Raw genomic sequence first — 18,970 nt, 5'->3', positions numbered from 1 at the left:
TGCCTGCAAAATACACAGCCAAAAGCAAGCGGACTTCCTGCCGCTTGCTTTTTATCTTACAAACAAAACCTTCTTCAGTACTTCAGTAACACTTTCTAATTCATTGCTATACCGTCCAAGCCTAACTTCCATCGCTTCCCTCTCGGCCTCATCTTCAAGAAACCTTAGGAGCTGTTCCTCCATTGCTCCAGGCTTCATTTCAATCGCGAGTCTTTCCCCCAGCAAGTACTCTCGATTCTTTTCTTCCTGTCCGGGCAGGGCCTTCAGAAGGCAAAGGGGGACCTGTTTCCGAAGGCATTCGCTGATTGTGACTCCGCCGGGTTTTGACAGCACCAGGTCAGCCTGATTATAGATCCTGTTCATTTCACTGCGCAGCGAAACATATGGAATGGGCTGCAGAAAAGGCGAGCCCATTCCCGCTATCCTCTCGTAGAGCCCTTTGTTTTTACCGCATAAAATTACATAGGTGATCCTGCCTGACAAGCTTGCAGCATCAAACAGTTCCTCAACAGGGCCAACCCCCAAATGGCCGCCTGAGACCAGCACTTGAAAAGGAGTTCCCGCCCGTTCACCTCCATCATTTTCCCTTGTCATTTCGGGATGGACCGGAATACCCGTGACCGCAACTCTTTCAGAGCTGACACCCTTGTGCATCAATTCATCCCGCATCGCATGACTTGGCGTCAAATGCAAATCAATATCGCTGACTCCCCAGACATTATTAATAAAATAATCCGTATAGGCGTTAACAACCGGAACCCTAAGCATTCCAATCATTTTTAGCCTGTTTAAAAGGTAGGAAGGAAGGCAATGAGTGCAGACAATCAAATCCGGATTCTCCTCCTGAAGGAGCCTTTTCATGCTCTTCAAAAAAAATCCCTCGTACAAAAAGAACCGCCGGCCAGCATCCTTAGGTGTGCAGGCATTGTACTGGTATATCCTGCTGTAAATGGCAGGTGCCATCCTGATCGCTTTTAAATAGAGGGAGGTTGTAAATTGCTCCGCAAGACGGGATGTATATTTAAAAATATCGACTTTCTTGATTACAGCTTGATTATCCAGATCTCTTATATAGGCGCTGACCGCATCTGCTGCCTGGTGATGGCCGGAAGGCATCTGCAGAAAAGGTAGAAGGAGCACTTTCGTCATCAACCCGCAACCTCCTGGAAAATAAAAATGTTACTCCGCAAAACGGCGTAGTTCATCATTTTCTCCATAAAAAAGGTGATTTATGCAGAGCCGCCACCCAGTGCAATAGTTTCGCCTAAACTTTCCATTAATAGTTCCGCTCCTTAAACAAAAAATAATAAGGCAAACACATTGAAGGGAGAAGAACGTACATGTTTTTTCGTCCGTTTTTTTTAAACGTATGGAGTTTTTTAGATCCTATCTATTTTGTTTTTACACGCTTGCAGTACCCGTGTCCCGGTACCGAAAGGAATGGAGTATTCCGTGTCCGGCTGACGCGATACAAGGGAAAAGACGTCATTTTGTCGGACGGAACAAAAATCTGCAAAAATGACCTTTTGCTGAAAATTCATTTGCATAATGTGAAGATTTTGAAGGAGCTTTCGTCGGTAAAGAGTGAAATCGCCAAAGGCAGAGTGATTTTCAAGCAAGTGCTGACATCGATGCCGTTCCTTACCAGCTTTATTTCCGGTCATCCGGAACATTCCCGAATTAAAGGAGTCATTGGCATTACCCTCATTAATAAAGGGTTCCTACCACTTGGCTTTGATTGCATACATCCAGAAAACAGGTACTATCTATCGTTTAAAAAGGCCACCCAGCTGCCAATCTATCTGTTGTCATGCTCGGAAATTTCCATGGCAAATATAAGGAAGCATCATCCTGTTTACCTGATGATGTCGAAAGAAATGCTGATGAAAAAGTACAGAAGACCGGTATAATCAATTCCCACCAACTCCCACTGTTATACTCCCCTCCTTCCTATTATAATGGTCAGTAAGGAGGGGATAGTACTATGGGCCTATTTTTTATGCTGGTTTTATCTGTCTTTTTTGTTTGGGCATTTGCAAGAGCCAATAAAAACACCCGAGAAGTTAATATCAATACTATTTCTGTTTCCCGTCCCAATCTTGAACATCCTGCGGGGCATTTGAATGTGCTTCACTTGTCAGACTTGCACCTTGAAAATATCTCAATCAGCCCCGACGAGTTATATATATTGCTGTCAAAGCAGCCTGTCGATCTTATCGCCCTCACTGGTGATTTCCTCGATCGTAAGCGGAGCATCCCTAAATTGGAGGCCTACCTTAAGGAGTTGCAGAAGCTAAAACCTAAATACGGAATGTATGCCGTCTTTGGCAATCATGATTATGTTTTAAAAGGCGAAAACTTTGAAACTTTGAAAAAGACATTGCAGGACAACGGCTGCATTACGCTTCAAAACGAGCATCTCACCATTGAGGTTAATGGGGAGAGACTGAACATCATCGGCATTGACAATTACAGTACGAAGCATAGCGATGTGAAAAAGGCGTATCAGGATCTTCCCGATGGATATAACCTGGTGCTGACGCATGACCCGAATGTTGTGCTTGACATGGAGGAAATTCATTTCGATTACTTGCTGTCAGGCCATTTCCATGGCGGTCAGATTCATTGGCCAAAGCCTTATCACTTGGTCAAGATGGGCAAACTTGTCTCCATGAATATGGTGAAAGGACTTCACTACCATGGCGGAAAGCCCTTTTATATCAGCGAAGGACTCGGGCAGACCGGCGTCAATATCCGGATTGGAAGCCGTCCTGAAATTACCTATCATGAAATCTCCTAAACCTTGCCAGCTGGTGAGGTTTTTTCTATAAAATATATCTCGAAGTAAAGATTCTTGATAGAAGAGTGAATATATGGTACATATTAAATAAACACTATTAAAAAAAGCGAACAGGAGCAACCAAATGGCGAAAAAAACAAAGGGCATTCACCATATAACAGCGATCGTAGGCCATCCCCAGGAGAATGTTGATTTCTACGCGGGTGTTTTGGGACTGAGAATGGTAAAAAAGACGGTCAATTTTGATGACCCGGGCACCTATCATTTTTATTTCGGCAATGAAGAAGGAGAGCCGGGGACTATCATCACCTTTTTTCCGTGGGCAGGGGCGCACCAGGGCAGGATAGGGGATGGGCAGGTGGAAACCACCGCATATGCCATTCCTCGGGAGTCGCTGTCTTTTTGGGAGAAAAGGCTGAAGCAATTTGATATTCCGTTCACGAAAAAAGAGAAGTTTGGCGAGCAGGTTATTGCCTTTGAAGACCCGCATGGATTGAAACTGGAGCTTGTGGAGAGGGAAGGGGGAACCCCTAACAAATGGGAGTTCGCCGGTATTACTCCGGATGTGGGAATTAAGGGCTTTGCCGGGGCCACTCTGCTTTCAGGCCTGCCATATAAAACGGAAGAACTGCTTGAAATCATGGGGCTTGAAAAAGTGGGCGATGAAGGAGAACTTACCCGCTTTTCTTCAAGTGACGAGATTGGCAATATCATTGACTTGAAAAAGGCGCCTAGCGGCATCAAAGGATCCATGGGAGTCGGGACTGTCCACCATATCGCCTGGCGGGCAGAAGATGACGAAGACCAGCTTGACTGGAAAAGCTATATTGAAAGCAATGGATTTGGCGTCACGCCTGTCCAGGACAGGAACTATTTTAATTCGATCTATTTCCGCGAATACGGAGACATTCTGTTTGAAATCGCAACCGATCCCCCTGGATTCGCCCATGATGAATCAGTGGAAAGCCTTGGCACGGAATTGAAACTGCCTGAACAATACGAGCAATACCGTTCAAGGCTTGAGAAGATGCTGATTCCGGTTGAAGTCAGGGAATTGAAGTAAGCGAAAGTTAAAAAATGAGAGCAGACCCAATAAGGAGGAGAAACAATGAAACACATCTATAAAAAAGGACAGGACCCATCAAGGCCAACATTGCTTTTGCTGCATGGAACGGGAGGGGATGAACAGGACCTGCTTCCGCTGGCAGAGAGAATCGACCCAAATGCGTCTGTTTTAAGCGTACGCGGCAATGTGCTTGAGAATGGAATGCCCCGCTTTTTTAGAAGACTGGCGGAAGGGGTGTTTGATGAAGAAGACCTTGTTTTCCGTACAAAAGAACTGAACGAGTTTCTTGATGAGGCTGCAGCACAGTATGGCTTTGACCGCCGAAGCCTGGTGGCAGTCGGCTATTCCAACGGAGCCAATATTGCAGGAAGCCTGCTGTTCCATTATCAGGATGCGCTTCAAGCTGCAATCCTTCATCACCCGATGGTTCCGCGCCGGGGGATTCAGCTTCCGGAGCTGGGGGGCACTTCCATCTTTATCGGAGCAGGAACCAACGATCCAATCTGCCCGCCTGAGGAATCGCGCGAACTTGGCGGTCTGCTGGAAAAAGCAGGCGCAAGCGTTGAACTGCACTGGGAAAACTTCGGCCACCAGCTGACACTGCAGGAAGTGGAAGCCGCCGCAAAATGGTACAGGGCGCTCCCGCTGTAGCCGTAATAAACAAGAAACACCAAAATTTCATGGGAAATTTACCAGGCACTCCTTTATAATTAAGGGGTGCTTTTCTAAGTTGAAAGGAGAGAACCTGATGCGTTCTCCTGATAATAATCGAATCGAAGCGTTGGATTTCTTGAGGGGGTTTGCTCTCCTGGGAATCATCCTTGTGAATATCCTGCCGCTTCTTCATATTGGACTTCCAGTGACAGCGGCGGAAGCTTCCTATTGGAAGTTTTTATACCTGTTCATCGAGGGCCGGTTCTTTACCATCTTCTCCTTTTTATTTGGAGTGGGTTTCTATCTATTTATCACCAATGCCAATCAAAAAGGAAGAAATGGGCTGCTTTTGTTTTTGCGTAGGATTTTTGTGATGTTTCTTATCGGCCTGATTCATTTCCGGTTCCACCCAGGGGAAGCCTTGACGGTTTACGCCATTAGCGGTCTTTTGGCATTGCCCTTTTACCGGCTGAAAAGAGAGACAAACCTTATTATTGCCTTATCCTTATTGGCGTGTTTCAGCTGGATGGCCATCAAGCCGCTTCTGCCAATTGCGCTCATACTCCTCGGGTTTGCAGCCGGTCAGTTCCGCCTGTTTGAAAACCTGGCCGCCAAAAAAAAACCAATCGCCATTTTCACTGCCGTCATGGGCGTTTTAAGCCTGCTTGCGATTGTCTATCAAAACAGCCTCGCGCCAGCTCTGGGGAAAGGAGGAGTTCCCGGAATGGACTTTTATCCATTCTTCCATGCGGGCATTATGGTGGGGCCGATCGTATCGGCTTTTTATGTAGGCTCACTTATCCTGCTCATACAGCTGCCATTGTTTAATAAGCTGCTGTCACCGTTAAAGCACTACGGAAGGATGGCGCTGACCAATTATCTGGCACAAACTGTTTTGATCCTTGCGGCGGGACACTTTTTCGGCCAGCTCTCCCTGGTTGAATCCCTGTTTGTCTGCTTAGCCATCTATGCGCTGCAGCTGATGTTCAGCTGGATTTGGCTCCGCCATTTTCTCTACGGGCCGCTGGAATGGCTCTGGCGGGCAGCAACCTATTTACAGCTTCCGCCCTTAAGAAGGAAAACTGTTTCCGAAGCGCAAAAAAGCTGACTCAAATTCCTGAGTCAGCTTTTTTGATAATTCAAGTCCCATATCACTCCGAAGCTATCCTGGACCTTTGCAAATCTGGCTCCCCAGAACGTATCCTGAAGCTCCATGACGGTTTTTCCATTCTGGCGCAGCTTTTCATATATGCTTTCAATTTCCTGGTCGCTTTCAAGTTCGACGGCAAGCGAGATATTGCTGCCAATGGTGACCGATTGGCCTGGAAAGCCGTCAGAGAAGAGGATCTCCAAGCCGCCTTTTTTCAGCTGGGCATACATAATCAGTTCAGACGCTTCCGGGGGTGTCGGGTAATCAGCTTCTCCAAAGGTCTGGACACGGACTATTTCCGCCCCGAACAGCTCCTGGTAAAAATGCAGTGCCTCTTTCGCTTTTCCTTCAAACACAAGGTACGGTGTAACTTGATCTCTCATTGTTCCCACTCCTTTATAATGTCCCGGTCATTCCTTTAAAAGGGTGAACAGAAACACTATAAAACATACCCTGATTGATAAAATAAAAAGGACGCCCATAAAGGGCGTCCTTGCGTATTGGGGCGGCGGGCTGCACGCCACATCGTGCATTTCCCGGAGGAGTGCCCGCCGACTTATCCAACTCAGCTCATCGCTTTATTACTATACCATTGTTGTGCCAGAAATGACAAGCCCCAACATTTCCCTTCAAAATATGAACTTGACATCAGCTTTTTATCAGTATATAGTTTAACTCATTAATAGTTCAACAGTTGAACTGTTCGATTGTTGAATTAAAAAATCGAGGTGAAAAGGCATGCCCGACAGCAACATAAATGAACTCGTGAACCGCTTTATTGCCGTGCAGTTCTCAGTCACCAAAAAGGCGGAATCTTTCATTAAGGAAGAAATTAGCAGTGACCTGACCAATGACCAGCATTATACCTTAAGGTACATCCATAATATCGGCTCCTGTACCTCATCCGATTTGGCGGAAGAGTTTGAAGTGAATAAAAGTGCGATTACCGCCATTATCAATCGTCTGTTTGAAAGAGGGCTGATTCAGCGGACGCGTGACGAAAAGGACCGCCGGGTGGTCTACCTTGCCTTGACACCTAAAGGCAAAGAGCTGTTCCTTAAGACGGAGGAACGGATTGCCAACCTGGTTGAATCCTTCATATCAAGCTTTGAACAGGAGGAAATCGAGCAATTTATCAACACTTATGAAAAGCTGAACCAAATTTTGATTGATAAAAAACAACTGGAGGAATAGAAAGTGAGTGGAATTATCAAACATAAATGGCTTGTGATTATTGCCTGGATCCTGGCTGTCGCAGGCTTATTCATGGCTGCTCCGAATATGGCGGACCTTGTGCGAGAAAAAGGCCAGATTACGGTGCCGGAAGGATACTCCTCCCAGCTGGCCACGCAGATCATGAAAGATGTCCAGTCACAGGACGGAAGCGAAGACAAGGGGCAGGCAGCTCTTGTCTTCCATAATGAAAAGAAGTTGACTGAGGCTGAAATAAAGGAGGCTGAAAAGGCGGTCCGCTCCCTCGAGCAGAATAAGGAGCTGGGCGTTACCGAGGTCCTGACGCATTTTAACGATGAGAGCCTCAAGGATCAGCTCGTTTCGGAAGACGGAAAATAGATTCTCGTATCGGTCTCCTTCAATTGGAAGGACCGGGAACCGGCTGAAGTGAGCGAAGCATTGTATCGGGCGACCGAAAATGCAAAAGTGGAACACTATTTTACAAGTGAATGGATGATTAGTGAAGCACTGATCACCAGCTCGCAGGAAGGCCTGAAAAAGACGGAAGGCATTACCGTCGTTTTCATTCTTATCGTGCTTCTCCTCGTGTTCCGCTCGGTTGTGGCGCCGGTCATCCCGCTCCTGACAGTTGGATTCAGCTATCTTGCTTCCCAGTCCATTGTGGGAATGCTGGTGGACTCATTTAATTTTCCATTGTCCAACTATACCCAAATCTTCCTGGTCGCGGTCCTGTTTGGGATTGGAACGGATTATTGCATCCTGCTCCTAAGCCGTTTTAAGGAAGAGCTTGGGCAGACAGAGAGCATAAACGATGCGATTATCGAAACATACCGGAATGCAGGACGAACCGTGTTTTTCAGCGGTGTAGCCGTAATGATCGGCTTTGCGGCGATTGGATTTTCGCAGTTTATCCTCTATCAGTCTGCTGCGGCCGTTGCGATTGGAGTTGCCATCCTATTGGCAGCATTGTTTACGATTGTGCCATTTTTTATGGCGGTGCTTGGAACGAAATTGTTCTGGCCTTCCAAAAAGTCGGCAGAACATGGAGAAAGCCGGATTTGGGGCACTGTTGGCCGCTTCTCACTCGCCCGTCCGTTCCTGTCGCTCCTGATTGTTGGTGCTGTGTGCCTGCCATTTCTGGCGGTCTATGATGGGGAACTTTCCTATAATTCATTGGAAGAAGTATCGGCAGACTATCCTGCCATCAAAGCTTTCAATGCCATTTCCGGCAGCTTGGGACCGGGCCAGTCGATGCCAACGCAAATCGTCCTGAAAAATGATGATGAAATGAATACGGCAGAATATATCAGTCTTGCAGAAAAAATCAGCCAGGAGCTGGAAAAGGTAGACCTGGTCGACAGTGTCCGGTCTGTAACAAGGCCGACCGGTGAGCCGATTGAAGACCTGTATATAGCAAAGCAGGCAGAGACTCTTGAATCCGGTCTCGGCGAAGGAAAAGACGGATTGAAACAAATCAGTGAAGGCCTGCAAGAGGCAGGAAGCGAGCTGGCGAAGTCAGAGCCGGAACTCGAAGGCGCTGTCGACGGCATCAGCCAGCTGGTAGCCGGAACCTCTGAACTTCAGTCCGGTCTTGGTGAAATCCAAACCAATCTGGCTAAAATAGAAGAAGGCATCCGCCAAGGCTCTATGGGTTCAGATCAGATAAAAGCCGGGCTTGAAGAAGCTAAGGCAGGTGCACAAGAATTGCTGGAAGGATATCAGGAACTCCTGGCTGGCTATGAAAAGATGGAAGGGACGCTGGCTCTCCTCAGCGGTGAATATCAAAAGGTAGGAGCTGGCCTTGAGCAGCTGTCTACAGGCATGAACCAAATCCAGAATGAATATTTCCTTTATCTTGAAGGGAAATATGCAGGACTGGCAGATGAAGAGGCCTACCAGGGCATCAAAGGTGCGGTGCAGGCAGCCCAGCAGGAACTTCCAAAGCTATCCGCAGGGGTAAACGAATTAAATGGCGGCCTTGCCAAAATCAATGGCGGCATGGCAGAGGCCAATGCCGGATTCCAGGAGGCAATCGGCGGGCAAAGCTCGATGACTGCAGGCTTGCAGGCGCTCATCGATGGGGTGGAAGCCCAGCAGCAAGGATTAAATCAGCTGGCGGACGGACAGGGACAGATTGTCCGCAATATGCCGAAGCTGAGCAGCGGCCTTGGCGGGATCCATGATGGCCAGCAGCAGCTGTTAGCTGGCTTTGGCAGCCTGGGAGGACAGCTTTCCCAGTTGACCGACGGCCTGGAGCAGAGTGCCGAGGGGCTTAACAAGGTTTCCGACGGTCTTGGCTCCGCCCAGGATTATTTGGGAGGATTGTCTTCTGCGGAAACGAACAGCTTTTACCTGCCTCAGGAGGTATTGGAAAGCAGCGACTTTGAACAGGCGCTTGATGCCTATATGTCAGAGGACCATAAAGTGATGACGCTGGATGTCGTTTTTAAAGCAAATCCTTACTCCAATGAGGCCATCGCCCAGATGGACGAAATCAAAGCCGCGGTTGACCGGGCCGTAAAAGATACAAAGCTTGAAAATGCCGATGTCGCGGTCGGGGGCATCACGAGTGTCAATGCCGACCTTGATACGATGTCCGGCCAGGATTATACAAGAACGGTCATCCTGATGCTTGTCGGAATCTCGATTGTCCTTGTCTTCCTGTTCCGTTCGATCATCATGCCAGTCTATCTGATAGGTTCATTGATTTTGACCTATTACACGTCGATGGCGATCAATGAAATGATCTTTGTCAACATCCTAGGCTATACAGGAATCAGCTGGGCCGTCCCATTCTTCGCCTTTGTCATCCTTGTGGCTCTTGGCGTGGACTACAGCATCTTCTTGATGGATCGTTTCAATGAATATAAAAATCTTGAAATCTCTGAAGCTATGCTCATGGCAATGAAGAAAATGGGGACAGTCATTATTTCGGCTGCGGTAATTCTTGGAGGAACGTTTGCGGCGATGATGCCATCAGGCATGCTCTCGCTCCTTCAGATTGCTTCTATTGTCCTTGTTGGTTTGTTCCTGTACAGCATGGTGATGCTGCCACTGTTTGTTCCAGTCATGGTGAAGAACTTTGGCGCTGCCAACTGGTGGCCGTTCAAGCGGCCGGAGGCTTAGAATAAAGAAACTGCCGGGTGAACTCCTGGCAGTTTTTTACTGGAGAGGTTCTTCTTTAGTGGGTTTACAAACATCCTAAATTACTATACTATAAATATTTCCGACTATATTAATAAGAAAAGAAGGTGAAGTTAGATGTCACAACCTGCAGCGGCTAATATGCCGAACCAGCCTGGCTGGGATAATAAATCGACAACGGTAGTTGCCGAGCTGAAGCCCGTCCAAAAACCATTGGTCCTCATTGGGGTATTGGCGTCTATTATTTTATATATTAGTATTGTGGCGGCTGCCAACTGGACCCAGGGAACTTTGTTCATCATTGGCCTGGCGCTCGGTGCAACGCTATTGCACGCCCGCTTTGGTTTCACTTCCGCTTTCAGGCGTCTCGTCTCAGTGGGAAATGTCCAGGGCTTGCAGGCCCATATGCTGATGCTCGCGGTCGCGACCACATTATTTGCCATCATTTTAGGAACTGGTTTCAGCTTTACTGGTGCTGAGCCGAAAGGTTATGTTTCACCAGTTGGGGTCGGCGTCCTTTTTGGTGCATTCATTTTTGGAATTGGGATGCAGCTTGGAAATGGCTGTGCTTCCGGGACCCTTTATTCGGTAGGCGGAGGATCTTCCTCCATGATCTTGACTTTGATTTCCTTTATCGCCGGTTCACTTCTCGGCGCTTACCACTTTACGTTTTGGATGGAGGAGACACCTGCCCTGCCGCCGCTTTCACTGGCCGAATCGACAGGTTTGGGCTATTTTGGTGCATGGGCTGTACAGCTTGGGCTGTTTGCCCTGATTTATTGGATTACGGTTCAAATTGCTAAAAAGAAGAACCCTCCAATGATGAAGCCCCTGCCAACTACGAATGGCTGGAAAAAGGTATTTAGGGGCGCCTGGCCATTGTTTGCCGCCGCGATTGTCCTTGCTCTGCTTAACGCATTGACGCTCACCGTGCGCGGAACTCCATGGGGAATCACCTCCGCCTTTGCCCTTTGGGGTGGAAAAGCAATGATGGCGATGGGCGTGGATGTTTCAACCTGGGGCTATTTCTCGGGAGCGAACGGCGCAGCGCTTACGAATACGGTCCTTGCCGATTCAACGAGTGTCATGAACTTTGGCATTATGCTTGGAGCATTCGTTTCGGCGGCTGCCCAGGGAACGTTCAAGCCTGGCAAAATTAATCCTGGTGTGGCGGGAGCTGCCATTGTCGGCGGTTTGATGATGGGCTATGGGGCCCGTCTAGCATTTGGCTGCAACATTGGTGCATACTTTGGCGGAATTGCCTCCTTCAGCCTGCATGGCTGGGTATGGGCAGTGATGGCGATGCTGGGCACATTCCTGGCCTTGTTCATCCGACCTCTATTTGGTTTGAAAAACCCGAAGCCGAACGACTCCGTCTGCTAAAACCAGATACAAAAAGCCTCCGCGATTTGCGGAGGCTTTTTTGATGTTGAAAAAAACTTCATTAACACAAAAAACGAGAAGCAAACATTGAAAATTTGCGCCAATAGCCTTCATTAACACAAAAACGAGAAGCAAATGGCGGAAACTTGCGCCAAAAACCTTCATTGGCGCAAAAAGCGAGATGCCAACGGTGAAAACTTGCGCCAATACCCTTTATTGACACAAAACGATAGAAGCTAATGCAAGAAACTACGCCAATGAAGATAACTGCATATGGGAAGCCTTATTTCATTTCTCATCATTTTCTCATTTTACTTTCATGGTCTTCACTTTTTCGGGAGGTATATTCAGATTAAGCATAGAGAAAGAGGAGGAAGTAAAATGAAAATAGTGATGATCCCATCTGGCTTTAAGGAATCCGTGAGTGCTGACGAGGTGGCATTTGCAATGGAAAAAGGCATCAGGCGGTTTATTCCGGATGCAGAGACCGTTCCTGTACCGATGATGGATGGCGGAGAGGGTTTTACGAAAGCAATTGTGCAGATTAAAAAAGGAAAATTGGTTAAAAAAGAAGTAACAGGACCCGTCGGAGAAAGTGTGATGAGCCACTTCGGCGTATACGAAGAAGGCGGGAAGGTAACAGCTGTGCTCGAAATGGCAGCAGCGGCCGGCCTGCGTCTCGTTCCGAAGGATAGGCGCAACCCTTTGTACACAACCACATACGGTGTAGGTGAACTAATAAAAGCCGCTCTGGATTTGAATGTGGACAAGATTCTGATTGGCTGCGGAGATTCTGGCACATCGGACGGAGGAGCAGGGATGGCCCAGGCTCTCGGGGTTCAATTCCTGGATAAGGCTGGCCAGGTAATGGATATTTGTGGAGGAGGAGATCTTCATCTGGTTCACGGCGTCGACCTTTCACGGCTGGACCACCGTCTGAACGATGTAACCATTGACGCTGCGTGCAACTGGCATAACGTTTTATGCGGGCCGAAAGGGGTTGCAAAGGTATTTGGTCCGCAGAAGGGGGCTTCCGCCCGTGAAGTCGATATCTTGTCAAAAGGGCTTGAACGGTACGCCTCTATCATAAGAGCGGAATTTGGTAGGGACTTGCGCTTCGAGCCGGGCAGCGGCGCTTCTGGCGGCCTGGGAGCGGGACTAGCTGCATTTGCAGGCGCGACGCTGCATCCACGTTTTGATATCATTATGAAATATATTCACATCGAAAAGCATATTTGCGGTGCCGATTTGGTGTTGACGGCGGAGGGGTGCCTGGATGAACAAACTCCTTTTGGGAAAATCCCTTCCCAGGTGGCCAAAGTAGCCAAGGAAATGGGTGTCCCGGTCATTGCCATAGCGGGGACGATTGGAAAAGGCGCCCAAATGAATTACGGGAGCGGCATTGATGCCTATATGAGCATTATCCCTAAACCGGCTACACTGGAAATGGCGATGGACCAGGCCGCCGCATGGATTGCTGATTGTGCCGAGGCTGCCATCCGCCATGTGTATATCGGATACGAAATCGCCGAACGTAAATACGCGAGGGAGCTGGCATGAATGTATACAGCCGCTTAGAACGATATCAGGCGAATGCCCGGACCTCGAGCAAAGCCAACCCTCGTTCAATATATGCTCAGCCGCTTGTCGTCGCACTGCTGGCAATTTGCCTTTTTGCCCTTGTCTTTACTCCGGGGCTGCCATACGAAGGAAAAATCGCCATTCTTGCGTTCGGATTGTCCATGGTTCTGTGGATCGGGACAAAGTTTCCGGCTGGATTCGTGGCTCTTGCCGTGCTGCTCCTTGTGGTCGTTTTGAAGGGAGCAGAGGCGAGCCTGCTGTATGAATCCTTTTCGGCCGAGGTCGTCTGGCTGATGATGGGCGCTTATATTCTTGGCAAGTCTGTAAGCGTCTCGGGGCTGGCGGAACGAATGACCAAAGCCATTCTTCGCGGGGCAAACACGCCCAATAAACTATTTTCATATATTGTAATCGCCCTGCAGCCGCTGGCTTTTTTCATTCCGTCCACGTCCGGCCGTGCCGCCATGGTGCTTCCGATTGTAAAAAATCTGGCGGGCCTGCTAGAAAACAAACAGCAAAAGGCCGCCCTGGCTGTTCTTGTGCCTGCTGTCATCCTGATGTCCACTTCGGCTTCCCTGATTGCAGCGGGATCCCACCTGATTGGTGTGGAATGGCTCAGGAAGTCGACTGGCGAAAGTATCCCCTATTTGCAATGGCTGGCATGGGGAGCACCATTCGCCATTGCAGCGAGCTTGATTACCTTGCTCGTAATCAGATTTTACTACCTAAACACAGAAAGCCAAAACCGAGAGGGATTTAAAATAACAGCAGAGGAGCCTGCCGAAATAACGGAAGGGCATAGTGTAAAAACTCCCTTCAGCGATATGGAGAAAAAGACGATGTATCTCATTGGAGGGGTGGTTCTTCTCTGGGTGACGGAAGGGATTCATGGCTACGATATCGCCTTCGTCACAATGACGGCGGCCATGCTGCTCATGATGCCTGGTGCGGGGATCTTGACCTGGAAACAGGGAATCTCGGCGGTTTCCTGGAATTTGATTGTATTTGTCGCGGCAGCTGCCGCACTGGGGACCAACCTGATTGAGAGCGGGGCAGTCGATTGGATCAGCGCTCATGTATTCGGGTCGCTGTCCTTGCTGGAAAATCCCCCCGAATGGCTGGCGATTATTATTCTATGCCTGATTTCCGTCACTTCCCATCTATACATTCCTTCCCATACGACAAGGGCTGTCGTTATGGTGCCAGGACTGCTCCTTTTGAGCGAAACATTGGGATTGAACGCTCCGGCTGTCTTGTTTATAAGCCTGGTGGGAATGAACTACTGCTTGACATTCCCGGTGAGTTCAAAGGCATTACTTGTCTTTTTCGAGGATGAAAATCTTAGCTATGAAGCTAACGATTTACTAAAATTAAGTACTATCTTAATGCCAGTCTATCTGTTGCTGATGGTTGTTTTCTACTTTACCTACTGGAAGTTTACAGGACTGCAGCTTTAGTCCTGTAAGAGCCGGGGCAGAGGGTTAAGAACCTGCCTATATTTCCCGCGTATGCTAAAATAACGGTAAATAATAGCATGAATGAGGGGAAACCATGGATAAGCCGAAAATCTTAATTGTTGAGGATGAAGAAAAAATTGCCCGGGTCTTGGAGCTGGAGCTGACGTATGAAGGATATGAAACGGGAAAGGCGCTGGATGGACTTGATGGGTTCAGACAGTTTCAGGAACAGTCGTGGGACTTGATTTTGCTCGATATTATGCTGCCGGGAATCAGCGGGATTGAACTGCTGCGCCGGATTCGTTCCCATGATGACCAAACGGCTGTGATAATGCTGACCGCAAAAGACTCGGTCGAGGATAAAGTGTCTGGACTGGACCTTGGCGCCAATGATTATATCACCAAACCTTTCCAGATTGAGGAACTGCTGGCGCGTGTTCGCGCTTGCCTGCGGACCAACAGCAGGAAGCAGGAGCCAGCAGGGGAAGGGCAGGACTGGGTAACAGTCGGCGCTTTATCCTTAAATGAGGCTACCCGTGAAGTGAGATGCGGAGAAGACTATATTGAGTTGACGCCTCGTGAATTCGATTTGCTTGCCTACATGATGAAGCACCCGAGACAAGTCATGAACCGGGAACAGCTGCTGAATAGTGTATGGGGCTACGATTACTACGGGGATACGAATGTAGTAGATGTCTATATCCGCTACCTTCGCAATAAAATCGATAAACCGTATGGGACCCAGCTCATCCATACGGTCCGCGGTGTTGGATATGTGGTAAAGGAGGCAAAATGAAACTTAGGCACAGGGTCAACCTTTATACAGCCGCCATGTTTATTGTGCTGCTGATTATCATTAATGTTTCCATCTATTCGGTATTCAGGAGTACGATGCTGAATAGTGAACTGGAGCGGACGGCCGGAGAAGCGCTGCATGCCATTGACGGCTTGAACAAAGCAGAAGGGAATCTATCTCTGGAACTGGTACTGCGCTCGTATGTACCTGTTAATGGCATGCTGCAAATTGTAAAGGCCGACGGCAATCCTGGCGCTGCCGCAGCAGATCCGAACCTGTTAAGTCTGCACCACCTTCCAGTGGACTTTTACCAAAAAGAAGTGAGAGAAATCAGGGAGCATAACGGGACTCCTTACGCATTTGTTTCGATCCCCATTATCTTGAACAATGGCGGGATGGCTGATCTGCAGGCGACGGGCAACCTTGCTCAAACAGCGGAAATGCTGCGGAGTCTCAGGCTAGTCTTGATTCTCGTTACGGTGCTGGCGACCATACCAGTGCTTCTGTCCTCTGCGCTGCTTAGTAATTTTATCATTAGGCCAATTGCCTCGATGATCAACACCATGAAGGAGATTCGCGAGAGCGGCCAATTTAAGCGGATTCCCCTTCCGAAAAAGTCGAAGGATGAACTCTATCAAATGGCAGAGACTTTTAATAAAATGATGCATCTCCTCGAAGTCAATTATGAAAAGCAGGGGCAGTTCATCTCGAATGCTTCGCACGAACTGAAAACACCTCTCACCGTTATCGAATCGTATGCTTCCCTTTTAAAAAGAAGAGGAAGACAGCAGCCTGAGTTGTTTGATGAGGCTGTGGAAGCGATTCATTCCGAGGCCATCCGGATGAGGGATTTGACACAGCAGCTGCTTCAGCTTGCCAAACACGAAGACCAGTGGCAGGTAACCATGGAGAATGTAAATCTGGCCAGCATTACAGAAGCATTAGTCAGCTCTTTTCAGAAAGCCTATAACCGGTCTATTGAACTGAACATCCAGGATAGACCCGTGGTCAGGACGGATCAGCAAATGTTCAGGCAGCTGTTTTATATCCTGATGGACAATGCCCGGAAATATAGTGAAGATGTAATCACAGTGAATATCAAAACCTTTTCGGATGGCGCCGTTATTGAGATTGCCGACCGCGGGATCGGGATACCGGCGGATGACTTGGAGAAAATATTTGACCGTTTTTACAGGGTGGATAAAGCTCGCACCAGAAAAAAAACCGGCGGATTTGGGCTCGGGCTGTCACTTGCAAAAGAGATTGGCGAAGCCATGGATGCTGATATTCAGATTGAAAGTGTGGAATCGGAAGGAACCACGGCAAGGATCATCTTTCCAGGGACGACTTCTTATTAATTTCCCCTTTTCTCTAGGGGATGGTAACTAAGTAAATCACTGAGGTGAACATGATGAACATGAAAATGGCGGGGATCGCTGCAGCAGTTGTTGTTATCCTTACTGTTGGGGGATGGCAGCTGTCGAAGCATATGACTTCTGCCGAGCCGCTGACAGAAGCCGAAGCGGCAACGAAGGTGAAGGAACTGTATCCAGGAGAGATTGTGGATTTGAGCAAACAGCAAGATAGATATCTGATTGCCATTAAGAATGATACAGGGATATACAAGGTAGAAATTGATTCGATAACCGGGGAGATTGCGAGCATGAAGCAGACGGAAGAGCACACCCCACCCCAGCCGGAAAGAAGCGAGCAAGAACCTGAAAAGACACCTCAGCCGGAAAATACACCTGATGCTTCCGAGCCGCCAAATAATGAACCGCCATCAAAGAGTCCTGCCAACCAGATTACGCAAGTAGAGGCAGCTTCCATTGCCCTGGAACGTTTCGGCGGAGAAATCGACGATATCGAATTGGAACAATATAACGGGATTTCTTTTTACCTTGTGGAAATAGAAACTGGAGATGGCAGGGAAGTAACGGTCCACGTCAATGCCATCTCAGGAGAAGTAGACACTTTTACATGGGATGATTAGAGATGCTAATGCTTCTCTCACCAATTTCTCATTTTCCTGTCAGGAAAGCCTCATATTCGAAGGATATATTATAGGTAGATCGATAAAGGAGGCAGACAAAATGAAACGAAAAGTGTTAATTGTTGCGAGTGCAGGTTTGGTGCTGTTGGGAGGAGCTGTTGGGGCAAGTGCGTTTAATGACAATGGCAAGGTGGAAAGCCAGGGCGTGAGAGAAGACAGGAAAATCATTTCCATGAATGAAGCTGAGGAGATTGCTATTGGGAAAGCAGGCGGCACAGTTGAGAGCATAGAACTGGAAAAGAACGATGGAAAACTGATTTATGAAATTGAGCTTCGCAGCGAAAACGGAGATGACGATCTTGATGTTGACGTGGATGCCGTAACGGGTGAAGTGCTAAAGGTAGATATGGATGATGACCGGGGAAATGGACAGGTGAACATGGAGGCCGACGCTGCTGCATCACCTTCCAAAAACAAAGACAAAGCTTCGGGACCATCCTACCTTTCCTCTGAAAAAGCCATTGAAATCGCCACAAAGGAATCGCGTGGAAAGGTCGAGGACCTGGAACTTGATGATGGTGTCTATGAAATTGAAATCAAGGACGGCACCCATGAATATGAGTATAAAATCGATGCAAAGACCGGAAAGATTCTCGAAAAGGAAATTGACCGGGATGATGATTAGTTTCTAAACTAGCACGTCCCTGTGCCTCTGCCAAGAGGCGGAGCAAAGGGACAGATTGAGGAGGAAGCATGTTGATTCGCTTTGGAATAGTAGGCACCAACTGGATTACAAAACAATTTATTGAGGCAGCAAAAGAGCATCGTGATTTCAACCTTGCAGCGGTCTATTCCCGCACGGAGGAAAAAGCCCGTGAATTTGCCGGGGAGATCGGGGTGGAAAGAATTTTTACCAGCCTGGAGCAGATGGCACAGAGCAGTGAAATTGATGCTGTCTACATTGCCTCCCCGAACTCCTTCCATGCACGCCAGGCGGTCACCTTTCTTGAAAATGGCAAGCATGTTTTATGCGAAAAGCCGCTGGCCTCCAATGCTGCGGAAGTCAGGCAAATGACATCAGCAGCCAAAAAACATGGAGTAGTGTTAATGGAAGCGATGAAATCGACACTTGTGCCGAACTTCCGGGTGATTGCCGACCAGCTGCCCATGATAGGAAAGGTGAGGCGCTACTTCGCAAGCTATTGCCAATATTCCTCCCGGTATGATGCCTATAAGGAAGGGAATGTGCTTAATGCGTTCAAGCCGGAATTTTCCAACGGCTCGCTGATGGACATAGGCACCTACTGTGTGTATCCGCTTGTTGTTTTGTTTGGGAGGCCGGACCGCATCCAGGCATCGGGTATCATCCTTGAAACAGGTGTTGACGGAGAAGGCAGCATCCTTCTTGGGTATAAGGAGATGGAGGCAGTGGTTATGTTTTCGAAAATTACCGACTCCTCGCTGCCGTTCGAAATTCAGGGTGAAAACGGCAATATTTCGGCCGACAAGGTAAATGTTCCGGAACAGGTGACCCTTACTCTTCGAGGAAAAGCACCCGAGGACCTGACACAGCAGCAGGATCGCAAGCCGATGTTTTACGAGGTGGAAGAATTCATATCGCTCATTAAAAACAACCAGCTGGAATCCGGGGTGAACTCTCATGAGAACTCGCTGCTGACAATGGAAATCATTGATGAATGCCGCCGGCAGATGGGTGTTGTTTATCCCGCCGACTCCAAATAAAAAAACGCC

At 48.2% G+C, this 18,970-nt stretch carries 16 protein-coding genes and 1 pseudogene; 15 read left to right on the top strand and 2 right to left on the bottom strand.

The genetic code is table 11. The annotated features are described in order from the left end of the window. Positions 1-51: 51 nt before the first annotated feature. Complete coding sequence (locus WQ57_RS04030; protein ID WP_046522437.1) at positions 52-1,149, bottom strand: MGDG synthase family glycosyltransferase; 1,098 nt, start codon at positions 1,147-1,149, stop codon at positions 52-54. Positions 1,150-1,340: 191 nt separating this feature from the next. Between WQ57_RS04030 and WQ57_RS04025 the strand changes: the two genes are divergently transcribed. The 5 genes from WQ57_RS04025 to WQ57_RS04005 all read left to right on the top strand — a co-directional run bounded on the left by WQ57_RS04025 (position 1,341) and on the right by WQ57_RS04005 (position 5,628). Continuing rightward, positions 1,341-1,910 carry a YkoP family protein gene (locus WQ57_RS04025; protein WP_046522436.1) on the top strand — a complete coding sequence of 190 codons (570 nt, stop codon included), beginning with the start codon at positions 1,341-1,343 and terminating at the stop codon, positions 1,908-1,910. Between the two features lie 74 nt (positions 1,911-1,984). After that, the gene (locus WQ57_RS04020) at positions 1,985-2,800 is read left to right on the top strand and encodes a metallophosphoesterase (protein ID WP_046522435.1); all 816 of its coding nucleotides are present in this window, start codon (positions 1,985-1,987) and stop codon (positions 2,798-2,800) included. Positions 2,801-2,924: 124 nt separating this feature from the next. Then, complete coding sequence (locus tag WQ57_RS04015) at positions 2,925-3,863, top strand: ring-cleaving dioxygenase (protein ID WP_046522434.1); 939 nt, start codon at positions 2,925-2,927, stop codon at positions 3,861-3,863. Positions 3,864-3,908: 45 nt separating this feature from the next. Next, the gene (locus WQ57_RS04010) at positions 3,909-4,517 is read left to right on the top strand and encodes an alpha/beta hydrolase (RefSeq protein WP_046522433.1); all 609 of its coding nucleotides are present in this window, start codon (positions 3,909-3,911) and stop codon (positions 4,515-4,517) included. A gap of 94 nt (positions 4,518-4,611) precedes the next feature. Further along, positions 4,612-5,628 (top strand): DUF418 domain-containing protein, encoded by a 1,017-nt coding sequence (locus WQ57_RS04005; protein WP_420912374.1) that lies wholly within the window; start codon positions 4,612-4,614, stop codon positions 5,626-5,628. Between the two features lie 14 nt (positions 5,629-5,642). On the opposite strand, the gene WQ57_RS04000 is transcribed toward WQ57_RS04005, so the two are convergent. After that, the gene (locus WQ57_RS04000) at positions 5,643-6,053 is read right to left on the bottom strand and encodes a VOC family protein (protein ID WP_046522431.1); all 411 of its coding nucleotides are present in this window, start codon (positions 6,051-6,053) and stop codon (positions 5,643-5,645) included. A 355-nt stretch (positions 6,054-6,408) separates the two neighbouring features. Between WQ57_RS04000 and WQ57_RS03995 the strand changes: the two genes are divergently transcribed. From WQ57_RS03995 to WQ57_RS03950, 10 genes and pseudogenes are all read left to right on the top strand, one after another. Next, the gene (locus tag WQ57_RS03995) at positions 6,409-6,864 is read left to right on the top strand and encodes a MarR family winged helix-turn-helix transcriptional regulator (RefSeq protein ID WP_046522430.1); all 456 of its coding nucleotides are present in this window, start codon (positions 6,409-6,411) and stop codon (positions 6,862-6,864) included. A gap of 3 nt (positions 6,865-6,867) precedes the next feature. Then, positions 6,868-9,990, top strand: a pseudogene (locus WQ57_RS03990) (MMPL family transporter). Positions 9,991-10,125: 135 nt separating this feature from the next. Continuing rightward, entirely contained in the window at positions 10,126-11,391 is a 1,266-nt protein-coding gene (locus WQ57_RS03985; protein ID WP_046522429.1) for a YeeE/YedE family protein, read from the top strand. Positions 11,392-11,772: 381 nt separating this feature from the next. Then, entirely contained in the window at positions 11,773-12,951 is a 1,179-nt protein-coding gene (locus WQ57_RS03980; RefSeq protein ID WP_046522428.1) for a glycerate kinase family protein, read from the top strand. Further along, on the top strand, positions 12,948-14,429 hold the full coding sequence (locus tag WQ57_RS03975) for an SLC13 family permease (protein WP_046522427.1): 1,482 nt from the start codon (positions 12,948-12,950) through the stop codon (positions 14,427-14,429). The genes WQ57_RS03980 and WQ57_RS03975 overlap by 4 nt, the downstream gene beginning before the upstream one ends. 94 nt (positions 14,430-14,523) lie before the next feature. Further along, positions 14,524-15,225, top strand: a complete 702-nt coding sequence (locus WQ57_RS03970) for a response regulator transcription factor (protein ID WP_046522426.1) — start codon at positions 14,524-14,526, stop codon at positions 15,223-15,225. Beyond that, the gene (locus WQ57_RS03965; protein ID WP_046522425.1) at positions 15,222-16,583 is read left to right on the top strand and encodes a sensor histidine kinase; all 1,362 of its coding nucleotides are present in this window, start codon (positions 15,222-15,224) and stop codon (positions 16,581-16,583) included. Before WQ57_RS03970 ends, WQ57_RS03965 begins: the two co-directional genes overlap by 4 nt. A gap of 50 nt (positions 16,584-16,633) precedes the next feature. After that, a complete protein-coding gene (locus WQ57_RS03960) occupies positions 16,634-17,218 on the top strand; it encodes a PepSY domain-containing protein (RefSeq protein WP_084820146.1) in 585 nt (194 codons plus the stop codon). A 100-nt stretch (positions 17,219-17,318) separates the two neighbouring features. Beyond that, positions 17,319-17,903: a PepSY domain-containing protein gene (locus WQ57_RS03955; protein ID WP_046522424.1), complete on the top strand. Its 585-nt coding sequence runs from the start codon at positions 17,319-17,321 to the stop codon at positions 17,901-17,903. 71 nt (positions 17,904-17,974) lie between these two features. Continuing rightward, positions 17,975-18,961, top strand: coding sequence for a Gfo/Idh/MocA family protein (locus WQ57_RS03950; RefSeq protein WP_046522516.1), 987 nt, complete (start codon positions 17,975-17,977; stop codon positions 18,959-18,961). Positions 18,962-18,970: the final 9 nt, after the last annotated feature.

The sequence above is a fragment of the Mesobacillus campisalis genome (genome assembly GCF_000986785.1).
In the GTDB taxonomy this organism is placed as follows: domain Bacteria; phylum Bacillota; class Bacilli; order Bacillales; family Cytobacillaceae; genus Mesobacillus_B; species Mesobacillus_B campisalis.
This window is presented reverse-complemented; position numbering and strand designations above follow the sequence as displayed.